Origin of the sequence: Streptococcus sp. HMSC072G04, from assembly GCF_001813295.1 — a bacterium.
Taxonomy (GTDB): Bacteria; Bacillota; Bacilli; order Lactobacillales; family Streptococcaceae; genus Streptococcus.
The window spans coordinates 16,715-38,973 of record NZ_KV811999.1; the positions used below are offsets into that span (position 1 = coordinate 16,715).

A 22,259-nucleotide genomic window follows, 5' to 3' on the forward strand; every position below is an offset into this window, starting at 1 on the left:
CATGGAGAAATTTGAAATCTTTAAATTAAAAGAAGCCGGTTTATCAAATGAGCAAGTCTTGAGAGTTTTGGACTACTGTAGAAAAGACCAAGTCTTACCAAGCTTAGAAGAGATAGCAAGGATCGCTCGCTGTCGCAGTATTATTCATTTTGTAGACAAATACCGACAACTGGATGAAGACCATTTACACAAGGAGTTCGAACGGTTCCCATCTCTATCCATTTTTGATCCTGAATACCCTGAGGAATTGCTACAGATCTACAATCCTCCTGTACTCCTTTTTTACCAGGGAGACTTGCAACTGCTAACCAGACCGAAGATTGCAGTTGTTGGAGCTCGGGAGACCACGCGAGAAGGGGTTCGTTCTGTAGAGAAGATTATTAAGGAACTTGGAAATGAACTGGTCATCGTCAGTGGACTTGCTAAGGGAATTGATGCGACAGCTCATTATGCTAGCATCCGCAATGGTGGCAAAACCATCGGAGTGATTGGAACGGGACTGGATGTCTTTTATCCTAAAAGCAATCAAAGACTGCAGGCGCATATGGGGGAACACCATCTGATCTTGAGCGAGTATGGTCCAGGGCAGGCACCACTTAAGTTTCATTTTCCAGAGCGAAATCGCATCATTGCAGGTCTCTGTCAGGCAGTGATTGTGGCAGAGGCGCGACTCCGTTCAGGGAGTTTGATTACTTGTGAGCGTGCTATGGAAGAAGGACGAGACGTTTTTGCTATTCCGGGAAATATTTTAGATGGAAAATCTGCAGGCTGCCATCATCTGATTCAAGAAGGCGCAAAGCTTGTCACATCAGGCCAGGACATTCTTGATGAATTGAAATACGAATTGTGATTTTCCTATAGGAGAAGTTCCTAGTTGACATCTTTCTTAAAATGTATTAAACTCAATGAGATTTATACAATACAGAGGGATAAAACGTGGTAACAAAAACAAAAAAGAAAAGCAGTACAACCAAGAAAAATTTGGTGATTGTGGAGTCTCCTGCTAAGGCCAAAACAATCGAGAAATACCTTGGTCGTAACTACAAAGTCATGGCTAGTGTTGGCCATATTCGGGACCTGAAAAAATCAACCATGTCGATTGACTTCGACAATAACTATGAACCGGAGTATATCAATATTCGTGGAAAAGGTCCCTTGATCAATGATTTGAAAAAAGAAGCTAAAAAAGCCAAACAAGTCTTTCTCGCAAGTGACCCGGACCGAGAAGGAGAAGCTATTTCTTGGCATTTAGCGCATATTTTGAACTTGGATGCCAAAGAAAAAAACCGTGTGGTCTTTAACGAAATCACCAAGGATGCCGTTAAAAATGCCTTTAAAGAACCTCGCCAAATCGATATGGACTTGGTCGATGCCCAACAAGCACGTCGGGTCTTGGACCGGATTGTAGGGTATTCAATTTCGCCTATTCTTTGGAAAAAGGTTAAAAAAGGACTTTCTGCAGGACGCGTGCAATCAGTTGCCCTCAAATTAATCATTGATCGTGAAAATGAAATTAATGATTTTAAGCCGGAAGAATACTGGACCATTGATGGTGTCTTCAAAAAAGGGACCAAGCAATTCCAAGCCAGCTTCTATGGGATTGATGGCAAGAAGATGAAGCTCAACACCAATGAAGAGGTGAAAGCTGTTCTTGAACGCTTAGATGGCAAAGATTTTACCGTTGAAAAGGTGGAAAAGAAAGAGCGTCGTCGGAATGCGCCACTTCCATACACCACCTCTTCTATGCAGATGGATGCTGCCAATAAGATCAACTTCCGTACACGCAAGACCATGATGGTTGCTCAGCAATTGTATGAAGGAATCAATATTGGCTCTGGTGTTCAAGGTTTGATTACCTATATGCGTACCGATTCTACACGGATTAGTCCGGTTGCGCAAAATGAGGCAGCGAACTTTATCGTGGATCGCTTTGGTGAGAAATATTCCAAGCATGGAAGCCGCGTGAAGAATGCTTCTGGAGCCCAAGATGCTCACGAAGCCATTCGTCCATCCAGCGTCTTCAATACTCCTGAGAGCATTGCTAAATACTTAGACAAAGACCAATTAAAACTCTACACCTTAATTTGGAAGCGCTTTGTAGCTAGTCAAATGACAGCAGCTGTCTTTGATACCATGAATGTCCGTTTAGGTCAAAATGGGGTTCAGTATACGGCAAACGGGAGCCAGGTGAAGTTTGATGGTTATTTGGCTATTTATAACGACTCAGATAAGAACAAGATGTTGCCGGATATGGTAGAAGGCGATATCGTCAAGCAAGTCAATAGCAAGCCGGAGCAACACTTTACCCAACCACCTGCTCGATATTCTGAAGCGACCTTGATTAAGACCTTAGAAGAAAATGGGGTTGGTCGTCCTTCAACCTATGCTCCGACGATTGAGACCATTCAAAAACGCTATTATGTGAAGCTGGTAGCCAAACGCTTTGAACCAACAGAGTTAGGGGAAATCGTTAATAAACTGATCGTTGAATTCTTCCCAGATATTGTCAATGTAACCTTCACAGCAGAGATGGAAGGGAAACTCGATGATGTCGAACTTGGAAAGGAAGAGTGGCAAAAAGTCATCGATGCCTTCTACAAACCATTTTCTAAAGAGGTCGCAAAGGCTGAGGAAGAGATGGAAAAAATCCAAATCAAAGACGAACCAGCTGGTTTTGATTGTGAAGTCTGTGGTAGCCCGATGGTGATTAAATTAGGACGTTTTGGTAAGTTCTATGCTTGTAGTAATTTCCCAGATTGTCGTCATACCCAAGCCATCGTTAAAGAAATCGGTGTGGAGTGTCCTGACTGTCATCAGGGACAAATCATCGAGCGTAAAACCAAGCGCAACCGTATCTTCTATGGATGCAATCGCTATCCAGAGTGTGAATTTACCTCTTGGGATAAACCAATCGGTCGGGATTGTCCAAAATGTGGCCACTACTTAGTTGAGAAAAAAGTTCGTGGTGGCGGCAAACAAGTCGTATGTAGCAATGGCGACTACGAAGAAGAAAAAGTGAAATAAGCTTTCAAATAATTCAATGTCTATTATAACGGCAATTTTTATAAATGTCTGTTATAATAGACATTTTGTGTTTTTTTCGTTATAATAGACATAAGGAGGTGGGCTTATGTATCTTGCTTTGATTGCAGATGTGATTGATTCCAAAATCGTACAAGAACGTTTAGACCTGCAAAAACAGTTAGAAAAAACGCTTCAAAAGATCAATGAGCTTTTTAAAGACTGCCTAGCATCGGCTTTTACCTTAACTTTGGGTGATGAGTTTCAGGCTCTTTTAAAAGTGGATGCTCCGATTTTTCAAATCATTGATATACTGCGTTCAGAACTAAAGCCGACACAGCTTCGTTTTGGCATTGGCCTCGGGGAGATTGTAACGGATATCGATCCCCTGCAAAGTATCGGTGCAGATGGACCAGCCTATTGGAATGCACGCGCAGCCATCAATCTGGTCCATCAGAAAAATGATTATGGCAACACCCAGATTTATTTTTTGAGCGGTAATGACAGTCAGGACTCAGTGGTGAATGCGCTCATCGCTTCCGGAGAGGCCATACGTTCGGGTTGGAGAGAGAGTCAGGAAGAGATCCTGCTCAATCTGCTAAAGAGATCTGTCTATAGTGAAAGCTTTAGCCAGCAGGATTTGGCCCAATCGCTAGAGCTCAACCCTAGTGCCCTGTCCAAGCGCTTAAAGAGTAGCAGTATTCGTATTTATTTACGGGGACGAGCAGCAGCACTAGCTTGTATTCAAAGCTTAGAGAAAGGAGAGGCCCATGAGCGGATTGTCTAGTATCGTAACAAATCCATACTTGATCCTTTTGTTGATTTGTCATTTGTTATCGGATTATTATTTTCAAAGTCAGAAGATGGCGGATCGCAAGGATCAGGATAAGAAGGTGCTCGGGCTTCACATTCTATATGTAGCTCTGCCTCTGATCGTTGTTTCTTTCTGTCATCTGGACTTGTGGTGGATTTGTTTGGTCATTTTACTGACTCATGCTGGAATAGATTTCTTAAAACCGATCGTGCAGAAGCAATTGAAATTACCAACCGCCTGGACCTTTGTCTTGGATCAAGTCTTGCATATCGGCATCTTGACGTGTCTAGTCCTTATGGGAGCGAAGAATGGTTCGACCTATCTGCCCTTGGATATTTTAAATCTAATCTTTTATGTCCTCCTAGTTGGAAAACCAAGCAATATTGCCTTTAAAATTCTGTTTACCAAGTATCAACCCACCAGCAAGAAGAAAATGGATACGATCACTGGGGCTGGTTCTATGATTGGCTTTTTAGAGCGTTTGGTGATTGGTGCCTGTCTGGTCTATGGGCAATTTGCTTCTATCGGCCTGGTCTTTACCGCCAAGTCCATCGCTCGCTACAATAAAATTTCGGAGGATCCAGCCTTTGCGGAGTATTACTTGATCGGGTCCTTGTTCAGTATCCTATCTGCCCTCTTAGCAGCTTGGTTGTGTCAATAAATAAATAGTAAAAAGACAGGAAGAAAAGGCTTCCCTGTCTTTTTACTTGGCTTTTTGGTATAATGGACCAAGTAGAAAATTAGAAAGATTTGTGGATGTCAAACAGTCCAGCAGGGTGTTTTGATACCCAAAGAGGTATTAGTGTCATGTCTCAATCTTATATCAATGTGATCGGTGCGGGCCTTGCTGGCTCTGAAGCAGCTTACCAGATTGCCCAACAGGGAATTCCGGTCAAGCTTTATGAAATGCGTGGTGTTAAATCCACTCCGCAACATAAAACAGACAACTTTGCGGAGCTAGTTTGTTCCAACTCTCTTCGTGGGGATTCTCTCACCAATGCTGTCGGGCTCCTCAAAGAAGAAATGCGCCGTTTGGGTTCTGTCATCCTTGAAGCAGCGGAAGCGACCCGGGTACCGGCCGGTGGAGCACTGGCTGTGGACCGAGAAGGTTTTGCTAGCCGGGTGACGGAGAAGGTGTCCCAACACCCGCTCATCGAAGTCATTCGTGATGAAATTACGGAATTGCCGACAGATGCCATCACAGTGGTCGCAACGGGGCCTCTAACCAGCGATGCCTTGGCAGAAAAGATCCACGCGCTCAATGGTGGTGATGGCTTCTATTTTTACGATGCAGCAGCTCCAATCATCGATGTCAATACTGTCGATATGAACAAGGTCTATCTCAAGTCACGCTATGACAAGGGAGAAGCAGCTTATCTCAACTGCCCAATGACCAAGCAAGAGTTTATGGACTTCCACGAGGCCTTGGTCAATGCAGAAGAAGCCCCGCTCAACTCTTTTGAAAAAGAAAAGTATTTTGAAGGTTGTATGCCTATTGAAGTCATGGCTAAACGTGGTATCAAAACCATGCTCTATGGTCCTATGAAGCCAGTTGGACTCGAGTATCCAGATGATTACAAAGGTCCACGTGATGGGGAGTTTAAGACCCCTTATGCGGTAGTTCAGTTGCGCCAAGACAATGCGGCTGCCAGCCTCTACAATATCGTTGGCTTTCAAACTCACCTTAAATGGGGAGAACAAAAACGGGTCTTCCAAATGATTCCAGGTTTGGAACATGCGGAATTTGTGAGATACGGTGTCATGCACCGCAATTCCTACATGGATTCTCCAAATCTGCTTGAACAAACCTACCGTTCTAAGAAACAAGCTAATCTCTTCTTTGCAGGTCAAATGACAGGTGTAGAAGGCTATGTTGAATCAGCTGCCTCAGGTTTGGTAGCTGGAATCAATGCAGCTCGCCTTTTCAAAGGAGAAGAAGCAGCGATTTTCCCTGAAACGACAGCTATCGGAAGCCTGGCTCACTATATCACCCATGCTGACAGCAAGCATTTCCAACCCATGAATGTCAACTTCGGGATTATCAAGGAGCTAGAAGGTCCACGTATTCGGGATAAAAAGGAACGTTATGAGAAAATTGCCGAACGTTCTTTACAAGATTTGGCTCAGTTTATGGAAAAATAACCCAAGAAAGAAAAAAGTTTGGAGAAAATCCAGACTTTTTCTTCTAAAAATGGTATAATGAATAAAATTTAGAATATAGAGAGTTTTCTGACAATGAACAAATCCTATTTTTATTTAGATATGAAGACACACGAATTGAAAGTGCCTTATACCGGAAAACTCCGTCGTGTGCGAGTCTTATTACCTAAGAATTATGAAACGGATACAGATAGACGTTACCCTGTGGTTTATTTCCACGATGGGCAAAACGTTTTGTACAGCAAGGAAGCTTATGCGGGTCATTCCTGGAAAGTCATTCCAGCCATTAAGCGGAATCCAGATATTAGTCGCATGATTGTTGTTGCGATCGATAATGATGGTTTCCAACGCATGAATGAATACTCTGCCTGGAAGTACAAGGAATCCAATATTCCTGGCATGCAATTTGGTGGCAAGGGAGTTGAGTACGGCGAATTTGTCATGGAGGTGGTGAAACCTTTTATCGACCAAGAATACCGGACTCTTGCTGATCGAGAACATACGGCCATGATTGGATCTTCCTTGGGTGGGAATATTACCCAATTCTTGGGCTTAGAGTACCAAGATCAAATTGGTTGTTTAGGTGTCTTTTCATCTGCTAACTGGCTACACCAAGATGCCTTCAATCATTATATCGAACGCAAAAAATTATATGCAGATCAACGGATCTACATCTATGTAGGTACTGAAGAGGCGGATGATACAGATAAAACGCTGATGGCGGGAAATATCAAGCAAGCCTATATTGATTCATCCCTTCGTTATTATCACGACGTTATCCAACAAGGAGTTGCTTTAGAAAATATTGCCATTCGGATTCAATCCGGTGCGATTCACCATGAAGAAGCTTGGGCTGAACATTTACCTGAATGCCTTCGCTTTTTGGCTGAAAATTGGGATTAATGGACTCAGAACAAATCAATAGAGAGAAAGAGGAAACTTATGAATATTGAACATTTAAGCCACTGGAGTGGCCAACTCAACCGTGAAATGTACTTGAACCGCTATGGACACGCAGGAATTCCTGTTGTGGTCTTTGCCTCCTCAGGTGGAAGCCATAACGAATACTATGACTTTGGTATGATTGATGCTTGTGCTCAGTTTATCGAAGAAGGACGGGTTCAATTCTTTACCCTTTCTAGTGTGGATAGTGATAGCTGGCTTTGTAATTGGAAGAATCCTCACGATCGTGCCGAAATGCACCGTGCTTATGAACGCTATGTAATTGAAGAAGCCATTCCTTTTATCAAACACAAAACAGGCTGGTTTGATCCGATGATGACAACTGGTTGCTCAATGGGAGCCTACCACGCGCTCAATTTCTTCTTGCAACATCCAGATGTCTTCAACAAAGTGATTGCCTTGAGTGGTGTCTATGACGCTCGTTTCTTTGTTGGTGATTTTGGAGGCGATGAAGCCATTTATCAAAACTCGCCATCTGATTATATTTGGAACCAAAATGATGGCTGGTTTATCGATCGTTACCGTCAGGCGGAAATCGTTGTTTGTACTGGTTTAGGGGCTTGGGAACAAGATGGACTTCCATCTTTCTACAAACTGAAAGAAGCCTTTGATCACAAAAATATTCCTGCATGGTTCGCTGAATGGGGACATGATGTCGCCCACGATTGGGAATGGTGGCGCAAACAAATGCCATATTTCCTAGGTCAAATGCATCTATAAGTAAAAAGGGAGGAGACCTCAATGAATTATATCGTTATTTCACCATATTACCCACAAAACTTCCAACAATTTACAATCGAACTAGCTAATAAAGGGATCACTGTTTTGGGAATTGGTCAAGAGCCATATGAACAGTTAGATGAGCCTTTGCGCAACAGCTTAACAGAATATTTCCGTGTTGAAAATTTGGAAAATCTGGACGAAGTGAAACGTGCAGTAGCCTTTCTCTTTTACAAACATGGACCAATCGATCGTATCGAATCCCACAATGAGTACTGGTTGGAATTGGATGCGGCGCTTCGGGAGCAATTCAATGTCTTCGGGGCTAAGCCAAAAGATCTGAAGAAAACCAAGTTCAAATCCGAAATGAAGAAACTCTTCAAGAAGGCTGGAGTCCCAGTCGTACCTGGTGCAGTAGTTAAAACAGAAAAAGACATTGATAAGGCTGTGAAGAAGATTGGGTTACCATTGATTGCTAAGCCTGACAATGGGGTAGGAGCAGCAGCGACCTTCAAGATCGAAACGCCAGAAGATGTGGACCATTTCAAAGCTGACTGGGATGGCCATACAGAGTACTTCTTTGAGAAATTTGTCACTTCTAGCGAGATTTGTACCTTTGATGGTCTGGTCGATCGTGATGGTAATATTGTCTTTTCAACGACCTTCGACTATGCTTATACGCCGCTCGATTTGATGCTCTACAAGATGGACAACTCTTATTATGTTCTTAAAGAGATGGATCCAAAATTGCGTCAATACGGGGAAGCCATTGTCAAAGCCTTTGGTATGAAAGAACGTTTCTTCCACATTGAGTTCTTCCGCGATGGGGATGACTATATTGCGATCGAGTACAATAATCGCCCTGCAGGTGGCTTTACCATCGATGTCTACAACTACGCTCACTCGATTGATTTGTACCGTGGCTATGCTGCCATCGTAGCAGGAGAACCTTTCCCAGCTTCTGAGTTTGAGCCCCTTTATTGCTTGGCAACTTCTCGTCGTGCCAATGCAGCTTATGCTCTTTCAGAGGAAGAAGTTTTGGCCAAATACCAGCATCAATTCCGAGTGAAGAAGGAGATGCCTGCAGCCTTTGCGGAACTCCAAGGTGATTACCTTTACATGTTAACAACACCAAGTCGTGAAGAATTAGAACAAATGATTCATGACTTTGGTCAACGCGCTGAATAAAATTGTGCCGATAGGTCTTTCCTATCGGTTTTTTATTCCCAAATCATCAAGAATATTTCAATATAAAACTTTGTGAATCTTTTATATAACAGTTGTTAAAACCATTTATATCAAGAACTTATGAAGATTAGTTTGTGAAGAAAATTGAGCATTATTTTTGACAGTGTTTTCATTTTTGGCTAGAATGAAAATGAATGAATAATTGCTTAGAAAGGCGAAATAATGGCAACATTAGATAAAAGTCTCTTATTGGATATGTTCCGTAAAATGGAAGAAATCCGTCGCATGGACTTAAAAATTGCACAGTTAGTAAAAAAAGGAAAAGTGCCAGGAATGACGCACTTTTCTGTTGGGGAAGAAGCGGCTAACGTTGGAGCGATGTTGGCTTTGAACGATGATGATTTGCTGACATCTAACCACCGTGGACATGGACAAGCCATCGCTAAAGGAATCGATTTGAATGGCATGATGGCAGAAATCCTTGGTAAGTATACCGGTACTTGTAAAGGGAAGGGTGGCTCCATGCACATCGCCGACCTGGATGCAGGTAACCTTGGTGCCAACGGTATTGTTGGTGGTGGTATGGGGATTGCAGTAGGAGCTGCTCTTACTCAACAAATGCATAAGACTGGTAAGATTGTTGTCTGCTTCTTTGGGGACGGTGCAACCAACGAAGGTGTCTTCCACGAAGCAGTGAATATGGCTTCTATTTGGAATCTTCCGGTAATTTTCTACTGTATCAATAACGGTTATGGAATCTCTGCTGATATCAAGAAAATGACCAATATCCAGCATATCCATGAGCGTAGTGCTGCTTACGGCATTCCTGGAATGTTTATTCCTGATGGGAACAACGTTATTGATGTCTATGAAGGATTTAAGAAGGCAGTCGATCACGTCCGCTCTGGTAAAGGCCCTGTCTTGATTGAAAGTGTTACTTATCGTTGGCTTGGTCACTCTTCATCTGACCCTGGTAAATACCGGACCCGTGAAGAAGTCGAAGAGTGGAAGAAGAAAGATCCGATTGAAAACCTTCGTAAGTATCTGCTCGAGAATGATATTGCGAGCGCAGAAGAATTGGATCAGATCCAAGAAGAAGTGAAAGAAGCAGTTGAAGCTTCAGTGAAATTTGCGGAAGAAAGCCCATTCCCTCCACTTGAATCAGCTTTCGAAGATATTTACGCAGACTAAGGGGGAGTAGAGAATTATGGAAACTAAATTAATGTCTTTCCGCGATACCATTATCCTTGCTATGTCTGAGGAAATGCGTCGCGACGAAAACGTATTGTTGATGGGGGAAGATGTCGGAGTTTTCGGTGGAGACTTCGGAACTTCAGTAGGAATGCTTGAGGAATTCGGTCCAGAACGTGTCCGTGACTGTCCGATTTCTGAGGCTGCGATTTCAGGTGCAGCAGCAGGTGCAGCCATGACCGGACTTCGCCCAATCGTTGATATGACCTTCATGGATTTCTCAGTAATTGCCATGGATGCTATTGTCAACCAAGCTGCTAAAACTCGCTACATGTTTGGTGGAAAAGGTCAAGTACCAATGACCATTCGCTGTGCTGCTGGTAACGGAGTTGGATCTGCAGCCCAACACTCCCAATCTTTGGAATCTTGGTTTACTCATATTCCTGGTTTGAAAGTTGTTGCTCCTGGTACGCCAGCGGATATGAAGGGACTTCTCAAGTCTTCTATTCGCGATAACAACCCAGTAATCATTCTTGAGTACAAATCAGAATTCAACCAAAAAGGGGAAGTGCCAGTTGATCCAGACTACACCATTCCACTTGGTGTCGGAGAAATCAAACGCGAAGGAACTGACGTCACTGTCGTAACCTACGGGAAAATGCTTCGTCGTGTTATGCAAGCAGCTGAAGAATTGGCAGAAGAAGGGATCTCAGTAGAAGTAGTAGACCCACGTACCTTGGTTCCACTTGATAAAGAGATCATCATTAATTCTGTCAAGAAGACAGGAAAAGTAGTCCTTGTCAATGATGCCCACAAAACAAGTGGCTATATCGGAGAAATATCAGCTATTATCTCTGAATCAGAAGCATTTGATTACTTGGATGCACCAATTCGTCGTTGTGCAGGAGAAGATGTGCCAATGCCTTACGCACAAAACCTTGAGAATGCAATGATCCCAACAGTTGAAAGCATCAAAGAAGCTATTCGTAAAACATATAACAAAGAATAATACATAACATAAATTATGTAATATCGTTTGAATTAGACGAGGAAACTTTGTATCTTTTTAGGTACAAAGTTCTCTGCGTCCTTAATATCTTAGATTAGAGCACGGGCTAAAGTCTGGGTGAAAAAGATAAACTTTCCTAGAAACTAAAGTTTCTTCGTCAAGTTTCCTATTTTCACTTTGACTTTTGACGCCCTTAGTATCTTGTAACTGAATCCGGACGGAGGACTGTGAAAAAAAGATAGATTTCCTCGTGTTCATCGAACACAGCGTCAATCTCCTATTTTTTCTTTGTCCTCTACGTCCTTAATATCTTATAATAGAATAGGAGAGGTCATGGCTGATGATAAGCTAAGAGCGACTCCTGCGGCTAGAAAATTAGCGGATGATCTTGGGATCAACCTCTATGATGTTTCTGGTTCAGGCGCAAACGGTCGTGTCCACAAAGAAGACGTGGAAACATATAAAGACACTAACGTGGTTCGCATTTCACCACTTGCAAAACGAATTGCTTTAGAACACAATATTGCTTGGCAAGAAATCCAAGGAACTGGTCATCGTGGTAAGATTATGAAGAAGGACGTCCTTGCTTTCCTTCCTGAAAATATTGAGAATGAGACCATTAAGTCACCGGCTCAAATCGAGAAGGTGGACGAAGTTCCAGATAATGTGACACCTTATGGTGAGATCGAGCGGATTCCGATGACACCAATGCGTAAGGTGATTGCTCAACGGATGGTGGAATCTTACTTGACAGCACCAACCTTTACTTTGAACTATGACGTTGATATGTCTCAAATGTTGGCCCTTCGTAAGAAGGTATTGGATCCAATTATGGAGGCCACTGGTAAGAAAGTCACTGTAACAGATTTGCTTTCTCTAGCAGTGGTTAAGACCTTGATGAAACATCCATACATCAATGCGTCTTTAACAGAAGATGGCAAAACCATCATCACTCACAATTATGTCAACTTAGCGATGGCAGTTGGGATGGACAATGGATTGATGACTCCAGTTGTCTACAATGCTGAAAAGATGACCTTGTCAGAGTTAGTCGTAGCCTTCAAGGATGTTATCGGACGTACCTTGGATGGTAAGCTTGCTCCAAGTGAATTGCAAAACTCAACCTTTACTATCAGTAACTTGGGGATGTTTGGCGTTCAATCATTTGGACCGATTATCAACCAACCAAACTCTGCCATCCTTGGAGTTAGTGCAACGGTTGAAAAACCAGTGGTTGTGAATGGTGAAATTGTCATTCGTCCAATCATGAGCTTGGGCTTGACCATTGACCACCGCGTTGTCGATGGAATGGCTGGTGCCAAATTCATGAAAGACTTGAAAGCCTTGATTGAAGACCCGATTTCAATGTTGGTCTAATCAACGAGAGAATAGAAACAAGAAAAAGAGGGAAATAAAATGGCCTTAGAAGTAATTATGCCAAAAGCCGGCGTAGATATGACCGAAGGACAAATCGTTCAGTGGAATAAAAAAGTCGGCGAATTTGTAAAAGAAGGAGAAGTTCTCCTTGAAATCATGACAGACAAAGTCAGCATGGAGTTGGAAGCGGAAGAAGACGGTTACTTGATCGCTATCCTAAAAGGGGATGGAGAAACTGTTCCTGTAACAGAAGTAATCGGTTATCTTGGTGAAGAAGGGGAAAACATCCCAACCGCTGGAGGAGCTGCACCAGAAGCAAGTCCAGCACCAGCTGCAGCAAGTGCTTCAAACGATGACAATAAGAGCGATGACGCTTATGATATCGTTGTGATTGGTGGTGGTCCTGCTGGTTACGTATCTGCTATTAAAGCAGCTCAATTAGGTGGTAAGGTTGCTCTTGTTGAGAAATCTGAACTTGGTGGAACGTGCTTGAACCGCGGATGTATTCCAACTAAGACTTACCTCCACAACGCTGAAATTATCGAAAATATCGGACATGCGGCCAACCGTGGTATTATCATTGAAAATCCAAGTTTCTCAGTAGATATGGATAAACTTTTAGAAACTAAATCTAAAGTTGTTAATACTCTTGTTGGTGGTGTTGCGGGTCTTCTTCGCAGCTACGGAGTGGATGTTCACAAGGGTATCGGTACCATTACGAAAGATAAGAATGTCTTGGTCAATGGTTCTGAATTGCTTGAAACGAAGAAGATCATCCTTGCTGGTGGTTCAAAAGTAAGTAAGATTAATGTTCCTGGTATGGAATCATCCCTTGTCATGACTAGTGATGATATCCTTGAAATGAACGAAGTTCCAGAAAGCCTTGTCATCATTGGTGGTGGTGTTGTCGGGATCGAACTTGGACAAGCCTTCATGACCTTCGGGTCAAAAGTTACGGTTATCGAAATGATGGACCGCATTGTTCCAGCTATGGATGCAGAAGTATCTAAGAACCTTCGCTTGATCCTTGAACGTAAAGGTATGACAATCTTGACGGATACGAAATTGCAAGAAATCATTGAAGAAGATGGCAAACTTCGTATCAAGGTTGAAGGAAAAGACGATATTATCGCCAACAAAGCCCTTCTTTCAATCGGGCGTGTTCCAGATCTTGAAGGAATCGGTGAAGTCGAGTTTGAATTGGATCGTGGACGTATCAAAGTTAATGAATATATGGAAACGTCTGTTCCAGGTATCTATGCGCCAGGTGATATCAACGGTACTAAGATGTTGGCTCATGCTGCCTTCAGAATGGGTGAAGTTGCGGCTGAAAATGCTCTTAAGGGAAATCATGCTGTTGCCAAATTGAACTTGACTCCTGCAGCCATCTACACACTTCCAGAAGTTGCAGCTGTTGGTTTGACAGAAGAACAAGCTCGTGAGAAATACGATGTTCAAATCGGTAAGTTTAACTTTGCGGCGAACGGTCGTGCCATTGCATCAGATGCGGCTCAAGGCTTTGTTAAAGTCATTGCAGACAAGAAATACGGTGAAGTTCTTGGGGTTCATATCATTGGTCCAGCAGCAGCTGAATTGATCAACGAAGCTTCAACCATCATTGAGATGGAAATCACTGTAGAAGAAATGCTCAAGACCATTCATGGTCACCCAACCTTCTCAGAAGTGATGTACGAAGCCTTTGCGGATGTACTCGGCTTGGCAGTTCACTCACCTAAGAAGAAATAATATTTGAAATGATAGAATGGCTGGACAGCAAATGCTGGACCAGTCTCTATCGTATATAAAGGAATCTTATGAAATACATTATTAATTATTCAAATGATACTGCTTTTAATATTGCTTTGGAAGAGTACGCCTTTAAACACCTTTTAGACGAGGATCAAATCTTCCTTCTTTGGATTAATAAACCTTCGATTATCGTTGGTCGTCACCAAAATACCATCGAAGAAATCAACCGTGACTATGTTCGGGAGCATGGGATTGAAGTGGTTCGTCGGATCAGTGGTGGTGGGGCTGTTTACCATGATTTGAACAACCTCAACTACACCATTATTTCAAAAGAAGATGAAAACAAGGCCTTTGACTTCAAGAGCTTCTCAACTCCTGTAATTAACACCTTGGCTCAGCTTGGAGTGAAGGCTGAATTCACGGGTCGTAACGACTTAGAGATTGATGGCAAGAAATTCTGTGGAAATGCCCAAGCTTACATCAATGGTCGGATCATGCACCATGGTTGCCTTCTCTTTGACGTTGATTTGTCAGTCCTTGCTAATGCACTCAAGGTGTCTAAAGACAAGTTTGAGTCTAAAGGGGTTAAATCAGTTCGTGCACGTGTGACCAATATTATCGATGAGTTGCCAGAAAAAATCACGGTTGAAGAGTTCCGGGACCTACTTTTGGACTACATGAAGAAAGAATACCCTGAGATGACAGAATATGTCTTCTCGGATGAAGAATTGGCTGAAATCAACCGGATCAAGGAAACCAAGTTTGGTACTTGGGATTGGAACTATGGAAAGTCTCCTGAATACAATGTCCGTCGCGGCACCAAATTCCCAAGTGGTAAGGTTGAAATCTTCGCTAACGTCATTGAATCAAAAATCCAAGACATCAAGATCTACGGTGACTTCTTCGGTATCGAAGATGTTGCAGCAGTAGAAGATGTTCTTCGTGGCGTTAAATACGAACGTGAAGACGTCCTCAAAGCCCTTCAAACCATTAACCTTGGTCGTTACTTCGCAGGTATCACTGCAGAAGAAATTGCTGAAGCAGTGGTGGAATAAAGTCATAAGAGATTCGCAGAAGCGGATCTCTTTTTTGAAACTAGTTTCACATAGAAATTATTGTTTTACGAAGGATTTTGTAGTATAGTAAAGGTGGAAAAATGTATTCGTTTACAATAATATTATTAAAATTTTTAATACTCAGTAATCACCAAACAATGAAATTGATTGACTAGTTAGGTAATACTTTCCTTTGATGCTTTAGAAAGTGTGATGATATGAAACGTGTCTTTATTATTTTATCAAACCTTTTCATCTCTAGCTTTTTGATTTGGATTGCCTTTATTTCTCCAAATACGCTTATCCACCGCAGTCTTCCGGTAGTAGGTGTGGTAAGACAAGATAAGAGCGTCACATATGAAGACTTATCTTCCAGTTTAGACCGCTTGGCAAGGGAAAATCATAGTATAATTGCCCGTCAGATACAAAGAACAGATTCTAAGGGGCAGGTTGTTTTCACCTATGAAATCTACGGAGAGGGAAAACTTCCTCTTGGGATTAAAAGAGAGAAGAAAGAACTGGCTGCCAAAGAAAGCCTGCTAACGAATTATTATGTATTAACAGGTGAATTGGAAACTGAAAAGCTGGATCAAACTCTTCATACTCTTGGTTTCTCACAAACTTTTATTGAGAAACCGAATCTTCTGCTGACCTTTATTGCCTTTTTTGGCTCAGGTTCACAATCACTTGCCTTAGTCATTTTTATCATTAGTTTTAGCGCTTTTACGATTATTCAAAAAACACAAGAAATGAGAAGTGCTGGGATTCGATATATTTCAGGAATGAGACGCTTGCAACTTTTCGGACATTCTCTAAAAGATGATAGTATAGAGTTGCTTTTGGGATGTATTGGCGCAAGTATAATGGGTGCTGTTCTGATTTATTGCTTTCAATTGACACCTTTTTCCTATTCCATCGTTATTTTCAGTAGTATTATTTACAATGGGATGTTACTAATTTTGTCTGTTTTCTTATCCTTCCTCTTTGCATATAGTATTCAAACGATTCATTTAGTCCCCCTTTTAAAAGGGAAGGTTCCATTGAAGCGCATATTGGTTTTCCTCTTTATTTGTCAATTTCTCGCTGTGGCATTAATTGGCCTTGCGATTCATCGAATCAGTATTTTTGGATCAGTCTGGCAAACTCACCAAGAGGGAAGTGAGGCTTGGTTAAAACAGTCGAATTGGGTCCAAATTAGTACAAGTCGGGAGGATTTTTCACAGAAAACAAACAAAGAGACGCAAATTGAGGACAGAGCAAAATGGTCTAAGCTCATCGAGTCTGGCATCGAAAATGGTGGTCTTTTAGCTTATCATCACCTCGTATTTTTTGGTTCAAAAGGAGTTATGACGGATCCTAGTACAGGTAAAGAGTTTTCCATCACAGATTACGATCCTCTTGCACGAACTCTCTATGTAACTCCAAATTACCTCGAAATCCAAGGTGTTCCAGTTTCTCCTGAAGAAAAAGATCACTTAAATCACTTACAAGCAGGAGAATTTGGTCTCTTACTTCCGGAAAAATTAAAAGGTCGAGAAGAGGAGATGATCAAACGATATGAAGATTATCTATCTCCTCGAGATGATCAAGGAAATATCACCTTATCAATGAAGGCGCAGGTAACGTATATTCCGAATCATCAAAAACGCTTTATCTACAACAACACACCAATCAGCTATAAGCAATTCTTTACAGATCCTGTTTTAGTGGTTATACAACCTGAAAGTTTTGGAGGTTATGAGAATCCATATTTCACCCACCTAAATTCCTACCTTTATTTTAATGGGCTTCAGAATAGTAAGAAGCTAGTCGCTGAGTATAATCTTGAAAAAAGTGTTAGTCAGTACGACTATGCAGTGGACGTTTACCAGCAAATGGCCCAAAACATACAAATAGAAAATCTCATGGCGATTGCAGGAGGAGTCTTTGGTATAGCAACCTCTGTTCTTCTTTTTAACACTATGAATTTCCTATATTTTGAAGAGTTTAGAAAACAAATCTTCTTGAAGAAGATTGCAGGTCTGGGATTTGTAAACATTCACCAAATGATTTTGCTCTCAGAAAGTAGCCTCTTGCTATTAGGAAGCCTCTTGGTATTCATTCTCACTTCGGAATGGTGGATTGCTCTTGTCACTCTCTTTCTATTTATTACTAATGCTTGGTTCATTCTCCTGTACCGGTCTCATAAAGAAGACCACTTGTTAGCCACTGTACTGAAAGGAGCCTAATATGATTAGCGTAGAACATTTAACCAAATCATTTGGCCAACGAACGGTCTTTCAAGATTTGAGCTTGCAATTTACAGAAGGTAAGGTCTATGCTCTGATCGGAAATAGTGGGTGTGGTAAAACAACCTTGCTTAATATCTTGGCGAAGATAGAGCCTTATGAAGAAGGGAATATAAGCTATCAAGGGCAAGAACTGAAACAAATCAAACAGCATCACTTCTTTAAGCGTGAATTAGGTTATCTCTTTCAAAACTTTGGCCTACTTGAAAACGAAACGATCGGTAAAAATTTAGATTTGGGATTGATTGGTCAAAAATTAACGAAAAAGGAGAAGAAGCAGCAAGAAGAAGAAGTACTCAAAAAAGTAGGACTGGCTTACCTTTCTCTGGATCAAAAGATTTATGAATTATCGGGGGGAGAGGCGCAACGTGTCGCATTAGCTAAAGTTATTTTAAAAGATCCACCTTTGATTTTAGCGGATGAACTAACTGCAGCACTGGATCCAGAAACCTCACAAGAGGTGATGGACTTGCTCTTAATGTTAAAGAATCAAGAGCGTATAATCATTATTGCAACCCATAATCCAGTAATTTGGGAAAAAGCTGACGAAGTGGTAAAACTCAACTAGTATATGGCTGAAGAATGGTAGGATCTTCTGTATTATCTTTTATAGTTAGCTATTCATGAGGTAAGAGCTGTTGAAGAAAAAAGATTATGTCAAACAAAAATGTTTAAGATTTTTCATCAAAAGTTAGTTCATGACAAGGCCTCTTTTCTTGATATTCAAAAATAATGAGAGTAGAATATAGAGGAAATCTGAACAAAAAAGGGGATCATATTCGATGATGAAAATTCCAGTTGAAAATCTTGGTCTATTTGAACAGTTAGATCGTATAGTAGTGGCTTTTTTTAGCAAACAACAACCTTCCAGTCCTTATGATTTGAATGTCAGTATTACACAAGGACACCTTGACCAGAAAAAGCAAGAGCTCGAACCATTAGGCTATCAAGCTGTCCAACTACCATTAGGAATGGCTTTAGATAATATCATCCAGCAACCTCATTATAAAGATTTGATCCTTGGCGGACTTGCTCCCGACGAAATTATAGTCAGCAAAGAAGAATTAATGCCTTTAAAAGATATTGTGGATAGTTTTTGTATTATGTACGCTGCAGCGAATAACAGACTGGAAAATAGTAAGGCTTATGAATTAATGAAAGATAAGACGGTTTATTTTATTGGTAAACTATTTACAGATTTTCCAAAAGCCGGTGATGAAATTGCTTATTTAGGAATTGATCGAATAGCGAGCGATGGTACACAATATGAAGCAGTTAAATGCTTTCTAACGGAAGAGAGTGCAGAGAAGTTCAATGGTGAAAAAAGACCGGTCACCCCTGCAAACTTGGCCTATCTAAAATCATTCTGGGGAAAACCAGTCATTATTGAGCCACACCGTAATTATTGGATCGAATTTTTATAGAAAGTATAAAAGAGCGGTAGACATTCAAAAAATCTATCGCTCTTTTTAAAACTAATATATTACATAATTTACGTTATGTAATTTTATAAACTATCCAAGGCATTTTTCTGCTCATCATTAACGATATGCGTATATAAGTCTGTAACTTGGGTGCTAGCATGTCCCAGCTGGTGGCTGACCAAAACCTGTGATTTGGTAGCATCATAGAGACGAGTTGCTAATGTATGGCGAAGCTTGTGGGGTGTCACGCGGACTTTGAAGTCTTCTGAATACTTGGCGACCATCTTTTCAACGCTAGAAGCATCGATCCGGTTTGGAACACCTCGATACAAGGTTAAGAATAGGGCTGTATCAGTCTTTTCTGTCTTGTAACGTTTGTCTCGAATAGCGAGATATTGTTCTAAATACGGCTTAGCAAAGGCAGCAACATTGACTGAGTCTCGTTTTCCACCTTTTCGAGTAACGTCAATGACCATCATCTTAAGATTAAGATCACGAAGGTCCAAGTTGACTGCCTCAGATAAACGGACGCCAGAGGCAAGAAGGAGTGCGATTATGGCTAAATCTCGCTCTTTATTCTTATTAAAAGAGGATAAGGCACGATTTGAGAGTGTTTGAGGGTACTCCTGGTCGATATAGTTAAGAAAACCTTCTGTTTCATCCCCTAAAAAGAGTTTTTGCTTGATATTTTCAGCTCGAGCAGCCAAGGTTTCTTTCTTTTTCTTGGTAGCAACCTTCTTCATGACGTTGCGGTAGAAATAAGGTTCCCCTTGCTCGTTTTCAACTTCCTCAGTCAAATACTTATAGAGACTAGATAGTGCAGAAAGGGTGCGGTTAATCGTTGTTTGGGAAACCCCGTTTTTTGTCGTATTGGCATTGAGCAGAGGACGTTCACGTAAGTAAAGAATAAAGGATTCCATGTCTTTCTTGGTCATGTGCTCCAGAACGTCTAAAGGGATCTCGGCCATGGTATCAGCATCCGATATACCAGATTCCAAAACCCAGGTGAAAAATCGATCGTATTCCTTTAAGTATTCGTACAAAGTTGTAAAACTGTATGGAACGGCCAGTTTCGATTGATAATATTCCAATACATACCAGGGCATGACTTGTTTGAGTTTATCAATTCGTTCTAATAAGATCTCGCGTTTCATGTTTTTCTCCAAATCTTTCTATACTAGTAGTATAGCATAGCCAGATATATTTTTCAAGAAAATTATAGTTTTTCGGAAAGATGTTATAGAGGTTCTATAGGACTGTTTTGTATCCTTGTCAATAACTAAAAAAATTTTTTAAGCCATAGATCATAACTAAAAAAATTTTTTAAGCCAATTATATTCAATTATGTACTTTATTTAAGTGAACACTGGAAATCTTAAAAGCTATCCATCTACTGTAATATGTACTTTATCTAAGTGAAAACTGATAATTTTTCAATTGTACATTTTGACAATATAAAAACACTTTATATTACTTAAAGTGTTTTTATTTTTTTATATCTTTTTTAAACTTTATAAAATGTTCTTGCTTTCTTCTGTAACCTTTGCAAATCGAACACCCCTTTTTATTTCGTTTTCTGTACGCCATTCTTTGTTTAACTTGAATTTTATAACGATGATTAAGGTTTTCTTGACATATCCACCATACAGACATATTACTTAACTCTGTAATTTCAGTTGGACTTGCTATCAAGAAGTTATTTACATAATCCCACTCGTTCATTAGACTTTGTTGAGTTGTTGCTAAGTCGTTAAATCCTTTTAAAACTTTTTGATTCGTGCACAAGTGTGTAAATTTTGTAAAACAATTTCAAAATGTGGTAGACTAGATATGAATTTTGATGGACGATAATTAGGTCTGACAAAAGGTTACATATGGAAAAATTAGTTTTTATCGGAATGCTAGTTTTCTTAGCAGTTGTGTTTATTGGAATATTGTTTTGGCTGCGTTATAGAATGGAGAACACCTTTGAGAACGGTGTTCCAGTGTACGATGCCCCAGCAAATAATCAGACTAGAACGAGTAAGCTAAGCGTAGGAGAGTATGCAGTGCACATAGTTTTAATACTAATTAGCGCTGTAATTGCCTTTAAGGTCATGGGCATGTTCCGTCATGGGGCGGCGCCAATTGGTGCTGCTATAATCACGCCTTCTATAATGGCGCTTTTCAATGCACGAAGGAGAACCGGGAAATCTTGGATAGGTATCGTTGCAGTGCTTATGATATTCGTGTTTTTGATGTTTGTATATATAATTATAGGTCTACCTGATAACGCACCTCCACTTAAAATTGACAGAACTGAAATTCATCTTACAGAGACTAAGATTTCGGATTTAATAGACCAGGGGTTTGAAATCTATGTGTCAAATGGTAGACATGATTATCCTAATTATAATGAGCTTTTGACAACGGGAAGCTATTCTAAATACCAAGGAGCTGGGGTTAGCGTACCAAACGGCTTTAAGTCATATGACTCAGCAGTTACGCGATCTACCTATCTTCTTGTAAAGAAGAATATAGTTCTCGGATGTATAGGTGTTTACGGAGATAAGAGGAAGAGTACGGAGCTGAAGGACTGTGTAGTTACGCAGGTTTGCTTCGATTCTGAGTGCACAGCTGTTGCCAAAAAATATGGAATTTCATATAATATAGATGGTATAGATTTGCTAAAGAAGCTTGACGAAAACGAGTTCACGAAAGTATTTGGGAAAAAAATATGGCTGACTCCAAGCGAGCCAAGAGATGAATATTTGGGTCATTATGGCGTGCAGTGGGGAGCAGGTAACAATGAATTTTTTTGGAATCATTATTTTATGAATTTAGACCTTGATTCGAATAATGATATAGTTAATTTTAATTTTAGTTCTAATATTGCAGCAGAGCGATAGAAGAATTTGCAGGGATAATTAGGCAAAATGAAAAAGAAAAAAGTACTAAGTAAGACAAAGTATGCTATTTATCTTCTGATGGTCCACCTTATATGCATACTTTTCACTATAAGCAAAATAATGATACCTTCATGGGGTCACTGGTTAGAGACGACACGCTTTCTTTGGACAAGCTTTCCTGCCTATGTATGCGTGTTAATAGCCATTCTCCCAATGGTATGCTTTTGGCCATATTTGATTAGTGCAGATTTTAAGCCGGGTACAGCAAAGACTTTGCTTGCGACTTTTGGTCTAATAGTAGGTAACGTGACTCTGATTTTGATATATACGACTATTTTGCACAAGGTATTATAGGTATAAAAAAATCCCTTTATAGGGATTTTTTTATTATGTGACTTTCAGTCCGTCTCGC

The 22,259-nt window shown here is 40.7% G+C and carries 19 protein-coding genes; 17 read left to right on the forward strand and 2 right to left on the reverse strand.

Annotated elements, in window-relative coordinates; translation table 11 throughout:
- The first annotated feature begins 1 nt into the window (after position 1).
- The 16 genes from dprA (at position 2) to HMPREF2904_RS00165 (ending at position 18,959) form a co-directional block, all read left to right on the forward strand.
- Positions 2–850, forward strand: coding sequence for a DNA-processing protein DprA (gene dprA / locus HMPREF2904_RS00090; protein ID WP_070659222.1), 849 nt, complete (start codon positions 2–4; stop codon positions 848–850).
- An 86-nt stretch (positions 851–936) separates the two neighbouring features.
- Entirely contained in the window at positions 937–3,024 is a 2,088-nt protein-coding gene (gene topA, locus HMPREF2904_RS00095) for a type I DNA topoisomerase (RefSeq protein ID WP_070659224.1), read from the forward strand.
- 106 nt (positions 3,025–3,130) lie between these two features.
- Positions 3,131–3,808, forward strand: a complete 678-nt coding sequence (locus HMPREF2904_RS00100) for a SatD family protein (RefSeq protein WP_070659226.1) — start codon at positions 3,131–3,133, stop codon at positions 3,806–3,808.
- Positions 3,792–4,496, forward strand: a complete 705-nt coding sequence (locus HMPREF2904_RS00105) for a DUF3307 domain-containing protein (RefSeq protein WP_070659228.1) — start codon at positions 3,792–3,794, stop codon at positions 4,494–4,496. Before HMPREF2904_RS00100 ends, HMPREF2904_RS00105 begins: the two co-directional genes overlap by 17 nt.
- 146 nt (positions 4,497–4,642) lie before the next feature.
- Positions 4,643–5,977 carry a methylenetetrahydrofolate--tRNA-(uracil(54)-C(5))-methyltransferase (FADH(2)-oxidizing) TrmFO gene (trmFO, locus tag HMPREF2904_RS00110; protein ID WP_070659230.1) on the forward strand — a complete coding sequence of 445 codons (1,335 nt, stop codon included), beginning with the start codon at positions 4,643–4,645 and terminating at the stop codon, positions 5,975–5,977.
- A 93-nt stretch (positions 5,978–6,070) separates the two neighbouring features.
- A complete protein-coding gene (locus HMPREF2904_RS00115; protein WP_003007390.1) occupies positions 6,071–6,898 on the forward strand; it encodes an alpha/beta hydrolase in 828 nt (275 codons plus the stop codon).
- A gap of 39 nt (positions 6,899–6,937) precedes the next feature.
- On the forward strand, positions 6,938–7,678 hold the full coding sequence (locus tag HMPREF2904_RS00120) for an esterase family protein (protein WP_070659233.1): 741 nt from the start codon (positions 6,938–6,940) through the stop codon (positions 7,676–7,678).
- A 21-nt stretch (positions 7,679–7,699) separates the two neighbouring features.
- Entirely contained in the window at positions 7,700–8,866 is a 1,167-nt protein-coding gene (locus HMPREF2904_RS00125) for an ATP-grasp domain-containing protein (RefSeq protein ID WP_070659235.1), read from the forward strand.
- Between the two features lie 222 nt (positions 8,867–9,088).
- Positions 9,089–10,057 carry a thiamine pyrophosphate-dependent dehydrogenase E1 component subunit alpha gene (locus HMPREF2904_RS00130; RefSeq protein ID WP_070659237.1) on the forward strand — a complete coding sequence of 323 codons (969 nt, stop codon included), beginning with the start codon at positions 9,089–9,091 and terminating at the stop codon, positions 10,055–10,057.
- Positions 10,058–10,073: 16 nt separating this feature from the next.
- Positions 10,074–11,066 carry an alpha-ketoacid dehydrogenase subunit beta gene (locus HMPREF2904_RS00135; protein ID WP_049507789.1) on the forward strand — a complete coding sequence of 331 codons (993 nt, stop codon included), beginning with the start codon at positions 10,074–10,076 and terminating at the stop codon, positions 11,064–11,066.
- 333 nt (positions 11,067–11,399) lie between these two features.
- A complete protein-coding gene (locus HMPREF2904_RS00140; RefSeq protein WP_070659239.1) occupies positions 11,400–12,443 on the forward strand; it encodes a dihydrolipoamide acetyltransferase in 1,044 nt (347 codons plus the stop codon).
- A gap of 39 nt (positions 12,444–12,482) precedes the next feature.
- Entirely contained in the window at positions 12,483–14,189 is a 1,707-nt protein-coding gene (gene lpdA, locus HMPREF2904_RS00145; RefSeq protein ID WP_070659240.1) for a dihydrolipoyl dehydrogenase, read from the forward strand.
- A gap of 68 nt (positions 14,190–14,257) precedes the next feature.
- Positions 14,258–15,247 (forward strand): lipoate--protein ligase, encoded by a 990-nt coding sequence (locus tag HMPREF2904_RS00150; RefSeq protein WP_014713327.1) that lies wholly within the window; start codon positions 14,258–14,260, stop codon positions 15,245–15,247.
- A 218-nt stretch (positions 15,248–15,465) separates the two neighbouring features.
- Complete coding sequence (locus HMPREF2904_RS00155) at positions 15,466–17,475, forward strand: DUF1430 domain-containing protein (RefSeq protein ID WP_070659242.1); 2,010 nt, start codon at positions 15,466–15,468, stop codon at positions 17,473–17,475.
- A gap of 1 nt (position 17,476) precedes the next feature.
- The gene (locus tag HMPREF2904_RS00160) at positions 17,477–18,103 is read left to right on the forward strand and encodes a putative bacteriocin export ABC transporter (RefSeq protein ID WP_070659243.1); all 627 of its coding nucleotides are present in this window, start codon (positions 17,477–17,479) and stop codon (positions 18,101–18,103) included.
- Positions 18,104–18,317: 214 nt separating this feature from the next.
- Positions 18,318–18,959 (forward strand): hypothetical protein, encoded by a 642-nt coding sequence (locus tag HMPREF2904_RS00165; RefSeq protein ID WP_070659245.1) that lies wholly within the window; start codon positions 18,318–18,320, stop codon positions 18,957–18,959.
- An 83-nt stretch (positions 18,960–19,042) separates the two neighbouring features.
- On the opposite strand, the gene xerS is transcribed toward HMPREF2904_RS00165, so the two are convergent.
- On the reverse strand, positions 19,043–20,113 hold the full coding sequence (gene xerS / locus HMPREF2904_RS00170; protein ID WP_003001539.1) for a tyrosine recombinase XerS: 1,071 nt from the start codon (positions 20,111–20,113) through the stop codon (positions 19,043–19,045).
- Between the two features lie 331 nt (positions 20,114–20,444).
- The gene (locus HMPREF2904_RS00175) at positions 20,445–20,681 is read right to left on the reverse strand and encodes a zinc-ribbon domain-containing protein (protein WP_070659246.1); all 237 of its coding nucleotides are present in this window, start codon (positions 20,679–20,681) and stop codon (positions 20,445–20,447) included.
- Between the two features lie 152 nt (positions 20,682–20,833).
- On the opposite strand from HMPREF2904_RS00175, the gene HMPREF2904_RS00180 reads away from it, so the two are divergent.
- Entirely contained in the window at positions 20,834–21,847 is a 1,014-nt protein-coding gene (locus tag HMPREF2904_RS00180) for a hypothetical protein (RefSeq protein ID WP_070659248.1), read from the forward strand.
- Positions 21,848–22,259: the final 412 nt, after the last annotated feature.